We start from the raw sequence: 18050 nt of genomic DNA, 5'->3' as shown, positions 1-18050 counted from the left end.
TCTCAGCGCAGGCCGATCACATCGAAGAGACGCAGGTCCGGGACCCAATCGGGCAGGCCGGTGAGTTTCAGGGTGAGCCACACGATGACAGCCACGAAGGCGGCCGTCACGGCCCCGATGGTCCACCGCACCCACAGCCGCTGAGCCATGATCCAGTGCGTCCAGCGTTCGACGTTCACGCGCACGAAGTGCAGAAGCCGCTGAGCCCAGTGGAACTCGCTGGAGATGATGAACAGGCCGATGATGACGATGAGCCAACCGGGGCCGGGCAGCGGAACGAGAACGAGGCCGATGAGCACGATGAGTGTGCCTAGGCCGCCGACGATGGTGCGATAGAGGCGTGCAGTGTGCGGGTTGGCCAACACTGTGCGCCGCCAGCGGAGGAACCCCAGACGCAGTTTCCGCCACGGTCGGGGACCTTGCCGGTGGTGGCGTGACAACCAGCCTTTCGGGCGGGTCTGCGGGCTCTCTGCATTCACCCAACCACTATAAGATGGTGACCCTGAAAGCTTGATCGATACGTGTGACCACGATCACCCGATTCTGATTTTGCGTAAGCCGCTACCTGCGTATAGAGTTATATCTCGTTGCCAGGGAAACCGGGCAGCGAGAAATGCGGATGTGGCTCAGTTGGTAGAGCATCACCTTGCCAAGGTGAGGGTCGCGGGTTCGAGTCCCGTCATCCGCTCGGAGGCGTCATGGCACTGCCTTGGCGGTGGCGTGGCCGAGAGGCGAGGCAGCGGCCTGCAAAGCCGTATACACGGGTTCGAATCCCGTCGCCACCTCGGATGACCGGCAGAAATGTCGGTTGACCAGCGCGATTGGCGCAGCGGTAGCGCGCTTCCTTCACACGGAAGAGGTCACTGGTTCGATCCCAGTATCGCGCACAGGGACCCTCGGGTTCCGGTGCAATAAATGAATAGAGCGCGATTGGCGCAGCGGTAGCGCGCTTCCCTGACACGGAAGAGGTCACTGGTTCGATCCCAGTATCGCGCACAGAAGAAGCCCCGAGTGATTCACTCGGGGCTTCGTGCATTCACGCTTGATCACATTCTGCTTATTCGGTTAAGGGCCGCGAACTCACGCTCGAGCAGACTTTCTGACCATTAACCCTTTATCCCCGTTAACCCTCAATCACCCTCTTCGCCCAAGCATGACGGTGAGATTCGACCAGTCGCGCCGGTGAGCACTGTTTCGGCTCTGTTTTCTCCGGATTCATCACATTCCTCGGTGTGCATTTCAAAGAAAGGTGTACCAATCGGCACGTTCTCAGCCGCAAAGGGTCGCTGCTGTGCCTGAGCCTACGAAAGGTGAGCAGTCATGTTCGGCGAAGCCGGGAAGATGACGCTCGAGGCACTGAACGCGCTAAACAGAATTGTGTACGTTTAGTTCACTGTGTTCCAGGACTGAAACGCGGTCAGCATGCGGTGTCAAAGGGGTTTGCTAGTACGCTAGGTGTTGTATAAAACGACGATGACTCGGAGCACCTATGTCTACTCCTCAGAACCCGTACGGATCGGGTGATGGTTCGCCCAACAACCCCAACGGACAGAACCCGAACAACCAGCCGCCGAATGCCCCCAACTACGGCAACGATCAGAACGCCGGTCAGCAGCCCGGTCAGTACGGAGCGGAGCAGCCCGGTCAGCATTACGGATCGTCGGGCAGCCAGCCCAATGGTTCGCAGCCGAACTACGGACAGGGCGGCAACGACGGCTCGCAGCAGTACGGACAGCAGGCTCCCCAGTACGGCTCACAGCCGAACTACGGTGCGTCGAACGATCAGAATCAGTATGGCCAGAACCAGTACGGCCAGGATCCGAACCATCAGAACCAGTACGGTCAGGGCCAGCCTGACCAGAACCAGTACGGCCAGAACCAGTACGGGCACAACCCCTACGACGCCAACGGGCAGGGATACGACGCCAACCAGTACGGTCAGCAGCCGGCCTACGCAGGTGCCGAAGGTTCGTCCGACCAGTTCGTCCCGGCCAACCCGAACTCCGGCTACGGTCAGTACCCCTCGGGCACCGGTGGCAACACTTCGAAGAACATCTGGGGCATCCTCGCCCTCATCGGCGGCATCGTCGGCGTTCTCGGCGCGTTCGTCTTCGGCGGCGGCGCTCTCTTCGGAATCGCAGCGGTGATCTTCGGCTTCGTCGGACTCTCCGCGGTCAAGAAGGGCCTCGCCAGTAACAAGGGCCTCAACATCACCGGCATCATCCTCGGCATCGTGTCGGTCGTCATCTCGATCGCCGTCGTCGTCTTCACCATCCTCGGTATCGGAATGCTCGGCAAGGCCATCGACGATGCCGCCAGCTCCTCCGCCCCCGCCGACCCGAGCCAGGGTGCCGGCCAGGACCCGAGCCAGGGCTCCGGCAGCTCCGACGGAGGACAGGCCGCACCTGCCCAGGCCGGAGAGGTCGAGATCGGCACCGACGTCACTGCCCAGATCAATGTCCGCCCGGGCACTGTCTCGTCGTCGGCTTCTGGTGCCCAGTCGTCCAACGGTGAGGTCGCCATCGTGACGATGACCGTGAAGAACAACTCGAGCTCCGATGTCGAGATGACCCTCACGAATCTGTCCGCCAACAACGGCGGCAGCACGGAATACGACGACGTCTTCGACGGCGGAAACTACAAGGGCTCTCTGGCCTTCACCGATCCGGTTCCCGCCGGCGGCGAGCAGACTTACGAATTGGCCTTCGGTGTCCCCAAGGCCGAAATCGATGGGATGCACCTCAAGCTCGAACTCGTCGACGACCTCGGCGAGGGCACGGACTTCGAGTTCTACAAGCAGTGACACCCTATTTTCCGAGGTGACAAGGCGCTTTCAGCCCTAAGGCTTCGGACACGGGCTTCGGCAGACTCAGTGTGGGTGGCAGTCATTCGACTGCCACCCAACTGATTTGTCACAAGCGAATTGGTACTAGAATCTGAGGGTGACCAGCCCACCGGAAGGGGTGGTCGAATGAACACGTGACGAACGGAGAAATCAGTGGCAGACAGCATCGACTGCGCGGGCGAAAGCATTCCCTGGAAAGAGGGTCTGACCGGAACGGAGATCTTCTCCACCGACCGCACAGTCGTCGCCATGTGGCTGAACGGCGAACCCGCCGACCTCAGCCGCGAGCTGCAGTCAGGAGATCGGATCGCTCCGATCACCATCGACTCCGACGCCGGACTCGACATCCTGCGCCACTCCACCGGTCACGTCACCGCTCAGGCCGTCCAGGAGCTCTTCCCCGGAACCAAGCTCGGCATCGGGCCCTACATCACCGACGGCTACTACTTCGATTTCGACGCCGCCGAACCCTTCACCCCTGAGGACCTCAAGGCGATTCAGAAGAAGGCCGCCCAGATCGTCAAGTCCGGCCAGACCTTCAACCGCGTCGTCGTCTCCGAAGAGGAAGCCCGTGAGCGGATGGCCGACGAGCCGTACAAGCTCGAACTCATCGACGACAAGGGCAAGGCCGGCGACGAGGAGACCTCCGTGGAGGTCGGCGGCGGTGAACTCACCGTCTACGAGAACGTCGACCGCAAGGGCGAGGTCGTCTGGCAGGACCTCTGCCGCGGCCCCCACCTGCCCAACACCAAACTCATCGGCAACGGCTTCGCCATCACCCGATCCTCGGCGGCCTATTGGCGCGGCGACCAGGCGAATGCGAGCCTGCAGCGCGTCTACGGAACCGCCTGGGCGTCGAAGGACGACCTCAAGGCCTACCAGGACCGCATCGCCGAAGCCGAGCGTCGCGACCATCGCAAGCTCGGTGCCGAGATGGACCTGTTCTCGTTCCCCGAAGAGCTCGGCTCCGGCCTGCCCGTCTTCCACCCCAAGGGCGGGGTCATCAAACGCGAGATGGAGGACTACGTCCGCGCCCGTCACATCGACGAGGGCTTCGAATACGTCGGGACCCCGCACATCTCGAAAGAGACGCTGTACTACACCTCCGGACACCTGCCCTACTACGGGGAGAACATGTTCCCGTCGATGTCGGTCGACGAGGTCCGCGACGAGTCCGGCGAGATCGTCAAGGAGGGCACCCCGTACCGGCTCAAGGCCATGAACTGCCCCATGCACAACCTCATCTACCGGTCCCGGGGCCGGTCCTACCGCGACCTGCCGCTGCGGCTGTTCGAGTTCGGCACCGTCTACCGTGACGAGGCCTCCGGAGTCATCCACGGCCTCACGCGCGTCCGCGCCCTGACCCAGGACGACTCGCACTCCTACGTCGCTCAGGAAGATGCAGCCAAGGAGATCCGCCACCTGCTGAACTTCGTGCTCAGCCTGCTGCGCGACTTCGGTCTCGACGACTTCTACCTCGAACTGTCCACCCGCGACGAGGACGGAAAGAAGGCCGACAAGTTCATCGGCTCCGACGAACAGTGGGCCGAAGCCACCAGCGTGCTCGAAGAGGTCGCGCAGGAGACCGGACTCGAACTCGTTCCCGACCCGGGCGGCGCGGCCTTCTACGGCCCGAAGATCTCCGTCCAGGCCCGCGACGCCATCGGCCGCACCTGGCAGATGTCGACTGTCCAGCTCGACTTCAACCAGCCCGAGCGCTTCGGACTCGAATACGTCGCAGCCGACGGCTCCCGCAAACAGCCGGTGATGATCCACTCCGCGAAGTTCGGTTCCATCGAACGCTTCCTCGGCGTGCTCACCGAGCACTACGCCGGTGCCTTCCCCGTGTGGCTGGCGCCCGTGCAGGTGACTTGCATCCCCGTGGCCGATGAATTCAACGACTACCTCGCCGAGGTGGCCGACCAGCTGCGCAAGTCCGGGGTCCGCGTCGAGATCGACGACAGCGACGATCGGTTCCCGAAGAAGATCCGCAACGCCTCGAAGTCGAAGGTGCCCTTCACCCTCATCGCCGGTGGAGACGACCGTGACGCAGGTGCCGTGTCCTTCCGCTTCCGCAACGGTGACCAGGAGAACGGCGTCGCCGTCGCCGAGGCGGTGCGACGGATCCTCGACGCGATCGAGACCAAGGCCCAGGTATGAGCGGAGGCGACGACAGCCGACCCGTACCGGAGAACTCGGACGGCCGCCTCGGCGAGGGGATTCCCTACCCCGAGGCTGCCGCCGGGTTCCCCGGGGAACCCGACGGATTCCAGCGCCTGTGGACTCCGCACCGGATGGTCTACATCGACGGTCAGGACAAACCCAAGGACGACCGCGCCGAGGAGTGCCCGTTCTGCACGGCTCCGTCGAAGTCCGACGAGGACGGACTCATCGTCGCCCGCGGTCAGCACGTGTACGCGGTGCTCAACCTCTACCCGTACAACCCGGGCCACCTGCTCGTCTGCCCCTATCGTCACGTGGCCGACTACACGGATCTGACTCTCGAGGAGACCGTCGAACTCGCCGAGTTCACGCAGAAGGCGATGCGCGTCATCCGGTCTGTGTCCGGACCTCACGGATTCAACCTGGGTATGAATCAGGGACCCGTGGCCGGCGCAGGAATCGCCGCCCACCTGCACCAGCACGTCGTCCCGCGCTGGGGCGGAGACGCGAACTTCCTGCCCGTGATCGCCCAGACCAAGGCCCTGCCGCAAGTGCACGCCGATGTGCAGGCACGGCTCAAAAAGGAATGGAACAGATGAATCCTGAAGACCTCGGCACTCTTGCCGAGTACTCCTCACCGGTGCTGCGCGGCGACGACGCAGTCATCACGATCCGACGACCCGACCTCGAGACCAACAGCTACCTCTCTCAGCTGTTCTCCTTGGGCGACGACAGTTCCAGACGGCTGACCCACTCGTGGGCTGACTCGAACCCGCAGTGCGGCCCGAACTGGTCCGGCTACCTGAGCGCGGAGAAGAAGGCCGCCCCGCAGCTCTTCGTCGGCGACAGCCTGGAGACGGCACACCAGATCACGGACAACCACCTCGGCGTGTCTGAATTCGCCCTCGACGACACCCGTTCCAGGGCGCTCTACGTCGCCCGCGTCGCCGAACCCGGACGCTACGGGGCCGACGATGCCATTCCGGCGGCCGAGGAAGCCCCACGCCGGATCACCACGGCCTCGTACCTGGCCAACGGCCTCGGCTATACGAACGACCGTCCGGCGCGGGCCTTCCTCGTCGACCTCGCCGAACCCGGTCTCGGCACCGTGGGCCTTCGCGGATCCTCCGAAGTTCCGCTGTCGACTCTGCTGACGACCCCGGACAGCGACGTCCACGATCCGCAGTTCTCCCCGGACGGCACGCGAATTTCCGTCGTCTCCGCACTCCACCCCGACCACGGGCAGCCCGATCTGCGCTCGACGGTCTGGCTGCTCGGGGGAGATGCGCCGACACCACTGGAGCTGCCGTCCATGGACGTCGGTGTGCACCGGTGGCTCGACGAAGACACTGTCCTGCTGCTCGGCAATGCGCTGACCCGTGACGAACTCGACTTCGTCGGCCAGATGCCCGGGCTCTTCATCCACACCGTGTCGACCGGCTCCACGAGGCGGCTGACCGACCCGGAGACCGTGGCGCTGGCACCGATCCCGCCGCAGATCCGCGGGGGAGCGGTCGTCGCCGCTGTCGACGCGGACGGGGCCACCCGGATCGTTCGCATCGGCCTCGACGCCGCAGAGGTCGGCATCGACGACCTCAAGTTCCTCACCGACGACACCACCGTCGTCAACGGCTTCGATGCCGACGACGAGACGCTCGTCTTCACCGGATCGACCCCGCACTCTCCGGCCGTGCTCGGCCGCATCGCTCTCGGCGGGCCCACGGCGTCCGGGGCCGCCTCGGCGAGGGGGTCCTCTGTCATCGTCAAGGAGCATCCGGCACCGGCGAACTCCGTCCTGCCTCAGGTCCTGCGGGTGCCAGGCGATTCCGGGACGATCACCGGCTGGCTGGCCAAACCGCACGGAGACGGGCCGTTCCCCGTCATCCTCAACATCCACGGCGGGCCCTTCGCCCAGTACACGCATTCGTGGTTCGACGAGACCCAGGTGCTCACGTCCGCAGGTTACGCCGTCGTGTTCTCGAACCCGCGCGGATCCGGCGGCCGCACCCGCAGCTGGGGGACCGCCGTCCAAGGAGACATGGCGGCACCCGCGATGGCCGATGTGCTCGCCGTCCTCGACCATGCCCTCGACCTCGATCCCTCCCTCGACCGCAGCCGTCTGGGCATCCAGGGCGGATCGTACGGGGGATATCTCACAGCCATGACGATCGCCGCGGACCATCGCTTCCGCGCCGCCATCGTCGAACGCGGCTACCTCGACCCCGACAGCTTCGTCGGGACCTCCGACATCGGCCGCTTCTTCACCGAGGAGTACACGAGCCGCAGCCGCGAGGCGATCGCGGACCAATCACCTCTGGCCCACGCTCCACAGGTCGGCACACCGACCTTGGTGATGCACTCGGAACTCGATCTGCGCTGCCCGCTGGAGCAGGCACAGCAGTACTATGCGGCCCTGCAGAGAGCCGGGGTCGACACCGAGATGCTCATCTTCCCCGGGGAGAACCACGAGCTCTCCCGGGCCGGTCAGCCCCGCCACCGCAGGCAGCGCTTCGAAGCCATCCTCGACTGGTGGGATCGCCGTCTGGGCGGTGAAGATCGGGAGCAGTCACCGGAGGGACGACTTCGTCCTGAGGCAGCTGATCCCGCTGTGGCCGCAGCGGCCGACTCCGCGTCATGAGCGCCGAGTTGGCCGGAACCGCGCAGAGCCGATATCGTTCTCTGGGCCGCTGTCGCGCTCTTGCCGAAATCCCCCAGCGTCATTATTCTGCAAACACTTGCGTCCCTTCGCCGCCGACCACTGGAGAAACATGAAACCTCGTAAAGCCTCACGGGTCGTATTACTCAATGAGCGCGACGAGGTACTCCTGATCCGTGCCCAGGATCTGCTGACCCCCAGTCACCAGTGGTGGATGACCTGCGGAGGCGGTTCCGAACTCGGCGAGTCAGCAGCGCAGACGGCGGCCCGGGAACTCGCGGAGGAGACCGGGATCGAATGCGAACCTCACGAACTCATCGGTCCCTTGGCCACGCGCGACGAGGTCTTCGAATTCACGGAGAAGTCGCTGCGCCAGGTCGAAACCTACTTCGCGTTCCGCACCAGCGAGGACATCGAACTCGAAGACGCGGTATGGACGGACATCGAGAAGCGCAGCCTGCTCGAATTCCGCTGGTGGACTCGGGAGGAGCTCCTGGCCACGACGGAGACGATCTATCCGAAGAACCTCCTCGGCCTCATCGACCTGGCCACCGCCGGGTCCGTTCCCGACGTGCCGCTGGTCATCGACTGAGCTCACGACCGCGGAACCGAACAGGTCCGCAGCGAAGTCCGGTGCGATTCCGGACGGAATCGCGAACGGGAAGTCTGCATGAGTCGGCGCGGTCAGCGTATAGACTTGAGAGGCTGTAACTACAGGAAGGAACACCAGTGTCAGGTCATTCCAAATGGGCAACGACTAAACACAAGAAGGCTGCCATCGATGCCAAGCGCGGCAAGCTGTTTGCCAAGCTGATCAAGAACATCGAGGTGGCCGCACGCAACGGTGGACCCGACCCCGACGGCAACCCGACGCTGTTCGATGCGATCCAGAAGGCGAAGAAGAACTCGGTCCCCGCGGACAACATCACCCGTGCGGTCAAGCGCGGCGGCGGTCTCGACGGCTCCGGAGTCAACTACGAGACGATCATGTACGAAGGCTACGCCGCAGGCGGTGTGGCTCTGCTCATCGAATGTCTCACCGACAACCGCAACCGCGCCGCCTCCGAGGTCCGCGTGGCGGTGACCCGCAACGGCGGTTCGATGGCCGATCCCGGTTCGGTGACGTACAACTTCAACCGCAAGGGCGTCATCACCGTCAACGCCGAGGAGACCGACGAAGAGGCCATTCTGCTGGCGACGATGGACGCCGGAGCCGAAGAGGTCAAGGAAGTCGGCGAGAAGTTCGAGATCATCTGCGAGGCCACCGACCTCGTGGCCGTGCGTACGGCCCTCGTCGACGCCGGAATCGACTACGACTCGGCCGAGGCCTCCTTTGTGCCCGAACTCGAGGTCAGCCTCGACGCGGAGACAGCGAGCAAGGTCTTCTCACTCATCGATGCGCTCGAAGACAGCGACGAGGTGCAGAACGTCTACTCGAATGCCGATGTCAGCGATGAGGTCCTCGCCGAACTCGATGCCTGATGCGCATCCTCGGTGTTGATCCCGGACTGACCCGGTGCGGGCTCGGTGTCATCGACACCCTGCCCGCCCGGAAGGCGAAGATGGTCGCCGTCGACGTCCTGCGGACTCCTTCCGCCGATTCCGTCGACCTCCGACTCGGTGCCATCGCCGAGGCGTTCGACAGCTGGTTGGACACGTACCGTCCCGATTGCGTGGCCATCGAACGCGTCTTCGCCCGCAACGATGTGTCCACGATCATGGGCACCGCGCAGGCATCTGGACTGACCATGGGGTTGGCTGCCCGACGCGGCCTGCCAGTGGCCATGCACACCCCATCCGAGGTCAAGGCCGCGATCACCGGTTCGGGCCGTGCGGACAAGAAGCAGGTCACCTCGATGGTGACGCGGATCCTCGGACTCGACGCACCACCGAAGCCCGCCGACGCCGCCGACGCGCTGGCGATCGCGATCTGCCATTCCTGGCGTGGGGCGCTGTCGGCCCAATCGACGCCGGGGATCAACAAGGACCTGACCGAACGCAAGGCCGGCGGGAGGCAGGGCAGCGGACTGACGAAGGCTCAGCAGCAGTGGGCCGAGGCCATGCGGCGCGCCAAGTGAGCATGGGGGAGCGGGTGCCTGCTAATCTGGATTCGTACACGTGTTCCCCTAAGAAAGGCTGTCCGTGATCAGTTTCCTCAGCGGTACGGTGCATCGGATCGCAGCTGACCACCTTGTCGTCCTCACCTACGGCGTCGGCCGGAAGGTCCACGTCACCCCGGACACCCTGGCGAACACCCGCCACGGCGCGGAGATCGAACTGGTCACCAGTCTCGTGGTGCGCGAAGACTCGATGACGCTTTACGGCTTCGGCACCGAAGACGAGAACCACACCTTCGAGGTGCTGCTGTCGATCTCCGGGATCGGTCCGCGTCTGGCGATGGCGATCCTCTCGGTGATGGGACCCGACGAACTTGCCGCCGCGATCACGAATCAGGACGCCAACGCGCTCACTCGTGTCCCCGGAATCGGGAAGAAGGGCGCCTCGCGCATCATCCTCGAGCTGGAGAACAAACTGCCGAAGCTCACCGCTGTCTCTCCCGGCCCCACTCTGTCCTTCGGCGGCGGCAACCAGCAGGTCGTCGACGCTCTTGTGGGACTCGGGTGGAAGGAATCGCAGGCCGAGGACGTCGTCGCCGACGTCGTCAAGGAGGCCGGTGCTGATGCCGGCACCTCCGTGGTCCTCAAGGCCGCTCTGAAGGTCCTGGGTGCGAAGAGATGACGGGCCCGTTCGACCCCGACTCCTACGAGGTGGACTTCGGTGATCAGGACCTGACCGGAGCCGAACAGGAGAGGCTCGTCTCCGGTCGTGCCGAGACGGCCGAACGCGATGCCGAGGCGGCGCTGCGTCCGAAGGGCCTGGCCGACTTCATCGGTCAGCCGCAGGTGCGTGAGCAGCTCTCCCTTGTCCTCGATGCTGCGAAGGCCAGACAGAAGTCCCCCGACCATGTGCTGCTCTCCGGTCCTCCCGGGCTGGGTAAGACCACACTGGCGATGATCATCGCCCATGAGATGAATTCGAGCCTGCGAGTGACCTCCGGGCCGGCCGTCCAACATGCCGGTGACCTCGCTGCCATCCTGTCCTCCCTCGAGGAGGGTGAGGTCCTCTTCATCGACGAGATCCACCGCATGGCCCGGGCCGCCGAAGAGATGCTGTACGTGGCGATGGAGGACTTCCGAGTCGACGTCATCGTCGGCAAAGGGCCCGGTGCCACCGCCATCCCGCTCGACCTCCCGCAATTCACCCTCGTCGGGGCGACCACCCGATCCGGTCTGCTGCCTGCGCCGCTGCGTGACCGCTTCGGCTTCACCGCCCTGCTCGACTTCTATTCGAGCGCCGATCTGCTCACAGTTCTGCAGCGGTCTGCTCGGATGCTCGGCATCGAATCCGAGCTCGCCGGACTCGAAGAGATCTCCACGCGTTCACGGGGAACCCCGCGAATCGCGAATCGCCTGCTGCGCCGCGTCCGCGACTGGGCACAGGTGCGGGGGAGCGGAATCATCGACGAGGAGGCCGCCACCAACGCCCTGCGCGTCTATGAGGTCGACGAGCTCGGTCTGGACCGCCTCGACCGGTCGGTTCTGCAGGTGCTGTGCAAGCGCTTCGGCGGGGGCCCGGTGGGATTGGGAACCCTCGCCGTCTCCGTCGGCGAAGAAGCCGATACGGTCGAAACCGTGTCCGAACCCTACCTCGTCCGAGAGGGCCTGATCAGTCGCACCCCACGTGGACGTGTGGCCACCACGGCGGCCTGGAAGCACCTGAAAATGCAGATCCCAGCAAACTATGAGTTCTGACCCTGCCTTTGAGTTCGCTATGAGAGGTGAGGACGAACTAAGCTGGTTCACTGATTCATTCATATGAAAGGCTGATATCTGTGGATTTGCTGATCCCTCTTGCGCTTGCCGCGCTGCTGATCTTTTTCCTGTTCAATTCTCGGCGTAAGCAGAAGGCGCGTGCGGAGCAGATCAAATCGGGTCTCGTGCCCGGCGCGACCGTGATGACGACCTTCGGTGTCTTCGGCACCGTTCTCTCCATCGACGAAGAGAACAACCAGGTGACCATCGAGTCGGGTCCCGGCACGGTTCTGCGCGTCCACCGCCAGGCCATCGGTCAGATCGAGAACAACCAGGCCGCAGCTCCCGTCGATGCTTCCGGTGCCGCCGCTCCTGCCGCCGATGTCGATGCCGCCGACGACGAGAAGCCGGCCATCACCGACGCCGAGCTCGATGCCATGAACGAACGCAAGCGCGCCGAGAAGGACACCCCGGACGACGCATCTGACGACGTCATCGACGATGAGTCCGTTGCTAAGACCGAGGATGCCGACGCCGAGGCAGTCGCTGAGACCGAGGACGACTCCGCCGCTGCGGAGTCCACGGACCCGACTGATTCGGATGCCGACAAGAAGAACTGATCCGTTCTCGCACTCTTCTCCCGACTGAAAGCTGAAACGTGTCCGATATCGAAGAAAAACCACGCCCTGGTTTGCGCTTCCTGTGGCTGACCATCATCACTCTGGTGCTGGCCGCAATCATCGCCGGCGGTGTCATCTGGTCGAATGCCACGACGACTCCGAAGCTCGCGCTCGACCTCGAGGGCGGAACGTCGATCATTCTGGAACCACAGGTGTCCAAGGGCACGGACATCAGCAAGGAGCAGCTCGATCAGGCCGTGGCGATCATCCGCCAGCGCGTCGACTCGACCGGTGTCTCCGAAGCCGAGATCACGACGCAGGGCGACCGCAACATCGTCGTGAATCTGCCGGGCAACCCCGACGAGGAGACCCGAAACCTCGTCCGCTCGTCGGCTCAGCTGGTCTTCCGTCGTGTGGCGCTGGTCGGTGACCCGCGTTCACAGGAGCAGATCCAGAAGGAACAGGAGAAGAGCGGCGAGGAATCGGGCGGCGATGACGGGCTGAGCGACGAAGAGCGCAAACGCCTCGAGGACCTCACCGGCGCCGACTCGCAGGGCGACGGACAGAGCGAGGACCAGGCTCCGTCCGGCGGCGGCGATGTCGTCAATGCCGGCGGCGAGACGAAGAAGACGGACGCGGCCTCCGCGAAGACGAAGTCCTCGGCGTCGGAGAGCAAGGACGCGGAGAAGTCCGGAGAAGGCAGCGGATCGAGCGACAGCACGAAGGTCACCGATTCGACGCCTCGGCCCCTCTTCGATCCGGAGAAGGACGCCTCCGCATGGCAGTCCGACAAGATCATCAAAGAATACACCGAGCTCGACTGCACGAACAAGAAGAACCGGACAGGCGGCCAACAGCAGCCCTCGGACGAACCGGTCGTCTCGTGCTCCGAAGACGGACAGGCGAAGTACATCCTCGGCCCCGTCGAGCTCTCCGGCGATCACCTCGCCGATGCCAGTGCCGGCTATGCCGCAGGAGCCAACGGCGTGCAGACCAACAACCCTGCCGTCAACCTCTCCTTCGACTCCACCGGTCGTGAGATCTTCAAGCAGATCACCTCGGAAATCACCGGCAAACAGCAGCCCTACAACCAGTTCGCGATCGAACTCGACGGTCTCGTGCTGTCGGCTCCGTCATCGAACGCGGTGATCAACGACGGCAACGCCCAGATCACCGGCGACTTCTCCCTCGACGAGGCACAGACTCTGGCCAACCAGCTCAAGAACGGTTCGCTGCCGCTGAGCTTCCAGGTCCAGAGCGAGGATCAGATCTCACCGACGCTGGGATCGAACTACCTCAAGATCGGTCTGCTCACCGGCCTGGTCGGACTCCTCCTCGTCGTCGTCTACTCACTGCTGCAGTACCGGGTGCTCGGCCTCGTCACTGTCTCGAGCCTCGTAGTCGCCGGTGTGCTCACCTACCTGCTGCTGCTGTTGGCATCATGGAGATACGGCTACCGACTGTCTCTGGCCGGTGTCGCCGGCATCATCATCGGCATCGGCATGGCGGCGGACTCGTTCATCGTCTACTTCGAACGTGTCCGAGACGAACTGCGCAGCGGCCGCAATCTGCTCTCCGCGGTCGAGGTCGGCTGGGACCGTGCCAAACGCACGATCTACGCCTCGAAGGCAGTGAACATGCTCGCCGCGGTCATCCTCTACATCCTGGCCGTCGGCTCGGTGCGAGGCTTCGCCTTCACCCTGGGTCTGACCGTGATCATCGACGTGCTGATCGTATTCCTGTTCACCCACCCGATGCTGCAGTTCCTGGCCCGCACGAAGTTCTTCGGCGAGGGCCACCCGATGTCCGGAATGGATCCGCGTCTGCTGGGGGTCAAACCCGCCGCCTATCGCGGAGCGCTCAACCTGTCCATCGATGACAAGGACAAGTCGCCCGAGGCCAAAAGGCGCGAGAAGGCACGGATGCGCAAGGCCGGGATGAGCACAGACGGCAGCTCCGATACGACCGCCGCGACGGCAGCAGCGTCCGAGTCGGGGGAGACCACGACGACGTCCAAGGCGGACAAGGCCACGACCGGCAAGGCCGCGAAGTCGAAGAGCACGAAAGCGGCGAAGTCCGCTGCTGCGACGCGCGGAATGACCATCGCCGAGCGGAAGGCCGCGGCCCGACGGGCCGAGGAAGACGATGCCGTCACAGACTCGACGGCTGACGACGGCAAGGAGGCTGACAAGTGAAACGGTTCTTTGCCTGGGGCAACCGCCTGCACAGCGGCGAATCATCGATCCCCTTCGTCGGCAAGGCGAAGCTGTGGCTGGCCATCTCCGGAGTCCTCGTGCTCCTGTCGCTGCTCGTCCCGCTCATCTTCGGCTTCAACTTCGGCATCGCCTTCAAGGGCGGTTCGCAGTTCCAGGTCGACCACGTCAGCGACACCTCGGCCGCCAAGGGCGAAGGCATCATCAACGATGTCGTCTCCGGGGCCGAGCCGCGCCTGACCCCGACCAGTGACACGGCCGTCCAGATCGAGACGAACCAGCTCACCGACCCGCAGATGCAGGAAGTCCGAGACGCCCTCGTCGCCGGCTACGACGTGAAGGTCGAAGACGTCACCTCGACGTTCGTCGGACCCGAATGGGGTCAGGACGTGACGTCGAAGATGATCCGCGCACTCGTCATCTTCGTGGCCATCGCCCTCGTCGTCATGGGCCTGTACTTCCGCACCTGGAAGATGTCGCTGGCGGCGATCGTCGGCCTCTTCGTCGTGATGATCGTGACCATGGGCATCTACTCGGCCACCGGCTTCGAAGTTACCCCGGAGGCCATCATCGGCTTCCTCACCGTGCTCAGCTTCTCGCTCTATGACACGGTGGTGGTCTTCGACAAGATCCGAGAGAACACGACGAGATTCGAGGAGAAGCGGAACCTCAAGTTCTCCGAACTCGTCAACCTCGGCGTGAATCAGACGACCGTGCGCTCGATCAACACCTCAGTGGTGTCGGTGCTGCCGATCGCCTCGATCCTCTTCATCGGCGTATTCCTGCTCGGCGCGGGAACACTGGTCGATATCTCCTTGTCCTTGTTCATCGGTACTATAGTGGCAGCCGCTTCGACGCTGTTCGTCGCGAGCCCCCTCTACGCCCTCCTCCGGGCAAATGAACCGGCGGTCAAGGCACAGGAGGAGGCCGTGCGTGAACTACGCTTGAAGGATGGGGGAGCAGACGTCCCACCGGTGACTCACGCCGAAGTCTGATTCCCGAGAGAGGAGATGGTGTGGCTTCGTCCGCTGATTCGCGCCGTCCGCGAGGCATCTCCCGCTTAGCCTGGTGGGCGGCCAGGGCGCAGAACAACCCTGGCTACCCCCGAGTGCTCGGCCCGATGATCCGGGCCCTGCAGTCGAACCATCCGAAGGCGGACATCGACCTCGTCGTCCGGGCCTACAAAGTCGCCGAGGAGGCCCACCGCGGGCAGACCCGCAAGTCCGGTGACGCCTATATCACCCACCCCATCGCGGTGGCGACGATCCTTGCGGAGATCGGCATGCTGCCGGTCACGCTCGCCGCCGCACTGCTGCACGACACCGTCGAAGACACCTCGTACTCGCTCGACGAACTCACCGAGGAATTCGGCTCCGAAGTCGCGGCCATGGTCGACGGGGTGACGAAGCTCGACAAGCTCACCTACGGGCAGGCCGCGCAGTCCGAGACCGTGCGCAAGATGATCGTGGCGATGGCCAAGGACATCCGCGTCCTCGTCATCAAGCTCGCAGACCGCCTGCACAATGCGCGCACCTGGCGGTTCGTGCCCGCGTCGTCCAGCACGAAGAAGGCTCGCGAGACCCTCGACATCTTTGCCCCGCTGGCACACCGACTGGGCATGAACACGATCAAATGGGAGCTCGAAGACCTGTCCTTCCAGGTCCTCCATCCCAAGGTCTACGACGAAGTGGTCAGACTCGTCGCGGATCGTGCTCCCGAGCGCGAGAAGTATCTGGCCACGGTCTCCGAGGAGCTCCAGGGCGAACTCAAGGAATCCGGAATCGACGCCTCCATCACGGGTCGACCCAAGCACTACTACTCGATCTACCAGAAGATGGTCGTGCGCGGACACGAGTTCGCCGATATCTACGATCTCGTCGGAGTCCGCGTCCTCGTCGAATCCGTGCGCGAATGCTATGCCACCCTCGGCATCGTCCACGCCCGCTGGAATCCTGTTCCCGGACGGTTCAAGGACTATATCGCGATGCCGAAGTACAACATGTACCAGAGTCTGCACACCACGGTGATCGGGCCGGCCGGCAAGCCCGTCGAGATCCAGATCCGGACCCACGAGATGGATCGACGTGCAGAATTCGGCGTCGCCGCTCACTGGAAGTACAAGGATCTGAACAAGTCCTCGAAGGCCGTGACTTCGAACACCGCGCGTTCGGTGAAGGTCTCCGACGCCGGTGAGGTCGACGACGCCGCCTGGCTGCGACAGCTGCTGGACTGGCAGCGAGAGGTCTCCGACCCCGACGAATTCCTCGACAGCCTCCGCTACGAGGTGAACTCGAAGGAAGTCTACGTCTTCACGCCCAAGGGCGAGGTGATGAGCCTGCCGTCGGGAGCCACCCCCATCGACTTCGCCTACGCCGTGCACACCGAGGTCGGGCACAAGACCATGGGCGCCCGCGTCAACGGTCGCCTCGTCGCCTTGGACACGGAGCTGAAGAACGGGGACTCCGTCGAGGTCTTCACCTCGAAGGATGAGAACGCCGGCCCCAGCCGCGACTGGCTCGGCTTCGTCAAGAGCCCACGTGCCCGCAGCAAGATCCGTCAGTGGTTCTCGAAGGAGCGCCGCGAAGAGGCGATCGAGAACGGTCGCGAACAGCTCGCCCGGGCGATGCGCCGCCATACGTTCTCCGCCGCGTCGCTGATGAGCCAGGAGGCCCTCCAAGTCGTTGCCACGGAGATGCGTCTGCCCGATGTCAGCGCCCTCTATGCCGCGATCGGCAACGGAGTATCCTCGGCTCAGCACGTCGTCGATCTGCTGGCCAAGGAAGTCGGGGAGGACGACGAGTCGGTCGTGCTGCCGCCGGAGCCGCGCAACCGCACCGGCCAGTCCTCGGGGCATCATTCCTCGTCCGAAGGCGTCATCGTCAAAGGCGTCGACGATGTGCTCGTCAAACTGGCTCGCTGCTGCACCCCGGTGCCGGGAGACGAGATCCTCGGTTTCGTCACCCGCGGTTCGGGAGTCTCCGTGCATCGCGTCGACTGCCCGAACGTCACCTCGCTCAAACGTGAACCCGAACGCATGGTCGAGGTCTCCTGGGGTGAGAAGACGAGCGGAATCTACCTCGTCCAGATCCAGGTCGAGGCCCTCGATCGTGCGGGTCTGCTCTCCGATATCACCAAGGTGCTCACCGAGACCCATGTGAACATCCTGTCGGCATCGGTCGGCACCTCCCGGGCCCGCGTGGCGCAATCGAAGTTCGTCTTCGAGATGAGCGACGCCAGCCATCTCGATACTGTCCTCTCGGCCGTGCGCAAGGTCGAAGGCGTCTTCGACGTCTACCGCATCTCCGGCGGCTGATCCTCCCTGTCCAGCGCCGCGCGCATCTGGGCGACGAACGGCCGACGGGCCACCTCGGTGAGGTAGTCCCGGAGACGCTGACGCAGACCGCTGGGAATCTCCGCGATGATGCCCTTGAGCGCCCGCGGCGACTCCGCGGACCGGTTCCGGAAGTGCGGGAAAAGCAGATCGTAGAGCGTGCGTTCCTCCGTCGTGATCGGCAACTCGTCGATGAGGCACCAGTCATCCTGCGCTAGATTCGTCTCGTGGACATCGAAACCGGCTCTTCGTAATTGAGAGTGTAGATCGGTGATTCCAGGACACGGCGAGTCGCTGCGCGGATAGACGTCGAGGTCTTCCGATGATGGAAGTTCTCACACAATCCATCCGAAAGACCTCGACGTGGCCAAGCCTACTTTCTCGACCCCTGACCTCACGACATTCTGCCG

At 64.0% G+C, this 18050-nt stretch carries 15 protein-coding genes and 4 tRNA genes; 17 read left to right on the top strand and 2 right to left on the bottom strand.

Features of this window, described 5'->3' with window-relative positions:
* Positions 1 to 2: 2 nt before the first annotated feature.
* Positions 3 to 479: a TIGR02611 family protein gene (locus tag BI49514_RS14610; protein WP_244195115.1), complete on the bottom strand. Its 477-nt coding sequence runs from the start codon at positions 477 to 479 to the stop codon at positions 3 to 5.
* 136 nt (positions 480 to 615) lie between these two features.
* On the opposite strand from BI49514_RS14610, the gene BI49514_RS14605 reads away from it, so the two are divergent.
* The 17 genes from BI49514_RS14605 (at position 616) to BI49514_RS14525 (ending at position 17622) form a co-directional block, all read left to right on the top strand.
* Positions 616 to 688: transfer RNA gene (locus BI49514_RS14605), tRNA-Gly, on the top strand.
* 26 nt (positions 689 to 714) lie between these two features.
* Positions 715 to 785: transfer RNA gene (locus BI49514_RS14600), tRNA-Cys, on the top strand.
* Between the two features lie 30 nt (positions 786 to 815).
* Positions 816 to 887: transfer RNA gene (locus tag BI49514_RS14595), tRNA-Val, on the top strand.
* 37 nt (positions 888 to 924) lie between these two features.
* Positions 925 to 996: transfer RNA gene (locus BI49514_RS14590), tRNA-Val, on the top strand.
* Positions 997 to 1489: 493 nt separating this feature from the next.
* Positions 1490 to 2803 carry a DUF4190 domain-containing protein gene (locus tag BI49514_RS14585; protein ID WP_101547196.1) on the top strand — a complete coding sequence of 438 codons (1314 nt, stop codon included), beginning with the start codon at positions 1490 to 1492 and terminating at the stop codon, positions 2801 to 2803.
* A 195-nt stretch (positions 2804 to 2998) separates the two neighbouring features.
* Positions 2999 to 5005, top strand: coding sequence for a threonine--tRNA ligase (gene thrS, locus BI49514_RS14580; protein ID WP_101547195.1), 2007 nt, complete (start codon positions 2999 to 3001; stop codon positions 5003 to 5005).
* Complete coding sequence (locus BI49514_RS14575) at positions 5002 to 5607, top strand: HIT family protein (RefSeq protein ID WP_101547194.1); 606 nt, start codon at positions 5002 to 5004, stop codon at positions 5605 to 5607. The genes thrS and BI49514_RS14575 overlap by 4 nt, the downstream gene beginning before the upstream one ends.
* The gene (locus BI49514_RS14570) at positions 5604 to 7646 is read left to right on the top strand and encodes an alpha/beta hydrolase family protein (protein WP_101547193.1); all 2043 of its coding nucleotides are present in this window, start codon (positions 5604 to 5606) and stop codon (positions 7644 to 7646) included. Before BI49514_RS14575 ends, BI49514_RS14570 begins: the two co-directional genes overlap by 4 nt.
* Positions 7647 to 7776: 130 nt before the next feature.
* Complete coding sequence (locus tag BI49514_RS14565) at positions 7777 to 8256, top strand: NUDIX hydrolase (RefSeq protein WP_062242804.1); 480 nt, start codon at positions 7777 to 7779, stop codon at positions 8254 to 8256.
* A 137-nt stretch (positions 8257 to 8393) separates the two neighbouring features.
* Positions 8394 to 9146 carry a YebC/PmpR family DNA-binding transcriptional regulator gene (locus BI49514_RS14560; protein ID WP_101547192.1) on the top strand — a complete coding sequence of 251 codons (753 nt, stop codon included), beginning with the start codon at positions 8394 to 8396 and terminating at the stop codon, positions 9144 to 9146.
* On the top strand, positions 9146 to 9742 hold the full coding sequence (ruvC, locus tag BI49514_RS14555; RefSeq protein ID WP_101547191.1) for a crossover junction endodeoxyribonuclease RuvC: 597 nt from the start codon (positions 9146 to 9148) through the stop codon (positions 9740 to 9742). Before BI49514_RS14560 ends, ruvC begins: the two co-directional genes overlap by 1 nt.
* Before the next feature lie 64 nt (positions 9743 to 9806).
* A complete protein-coding gene (gene ruvA, locus BI49514_RS14550) occupies positions 9807 to 10403 on the top strand; it encodes a Holliday junction branch migration protein RuvA (RefSeq protein ID WP_101547190.1) in 597 nt (198 codons plus the stop codon).
* Complete coding sequence (gene ruvB / locus BI49514_RS14545) at positions 10400 to 11476, top strand: Holliday junction branch migration DNA helicase RuvB (RefSeq protein ID WP_101547189.1); 1077 nt, start codon at positions 10400 to 10402, stop codon at positions 11474 to 11476. The genes ruvA and ruvB overlap by 4 nt, the downstream gene beginning before the upstream one ends.
* 80 nt (positions 11477 to 11556) lie before the next feature.
* Positions 11557 to 12096 carry a preprotein translocase subunit YajC gene (gene yajC, locus BI49514_RS14540; protein ID WP_244195114.1) on the top strand — a complete coding sequence of 180 codons (540 nt, stop codon included), beginning with the start codon at positions 11557 to 11559 and terminating at the stop codon, positions 12094 to 12096.
* A 38-nt stretch (positions 12097 to 12134) separates the two neighbouring features.
* Complete coding sequence (gene secD / locus BI49514_RS14535) at positions 12135 to 14291, top strand: protein translocase subunit SecD (protein WP_244195113.1); 2157 nt, start codon at positions 12135 to 12137, stop codon at positions 14289 to 14291.
* Positions 14288 to 15304, top strand: coding sequence for a protein translocase subunit SecF (gene secF / locus BI49514_RS14530; protein ID WP_101547187.1), 1017 nt, complete (start codon positions 14288 to 14290; stop codon positions 15302 to 15304). The genes secD and secF overlap by 4 nt, the downstream gene beginning before the upstream one ends.
* A gap of 20 nt (positions 15305 to 15324) precedes the next feature.
* Entirely contained in the window at positions 15325 to 17622 is a 2298-nt protein-coding gene (locus BI49514_RS14525; RefSeq protein WP_101547186.1) for a RelA/SpoT family protein, read from the top strand.
* On the opposite strand, the gene BI49514_RS14520 is transcribed toward BI49514_RS14525, so the two are convergent.
* Entirely contained in the window at positions 17601 to 17825 is a 225-nt protein-coding gene (locus BI49514_RS14520) for a hypothetical protein (protein WP_101547185.1), read from the bottom strand. The two genes, BI49514_RS14525 and BI49514_RS14520, sit on opposite strands and share 22 nt — an antisense overlap.
* Between the last annotated feature and the right edge of the window lie 225 nt (positions 17826 to 18050).

The organism is Brevibacterium iodinum ATCC 49514 (assembly GCF_900169265.1).
Taxonomy (GTDB): Bacteria; Actinomycetota; Actinomycetes; order Actinomycetales; family Brevibacteriaceae; genus Brevibacterium; species Brevibacterium iodinum.
Note: the sequence above shows the minus strand (reverse complement) of the source record. Positions and strands in the feature narration are given on the sequence as shown.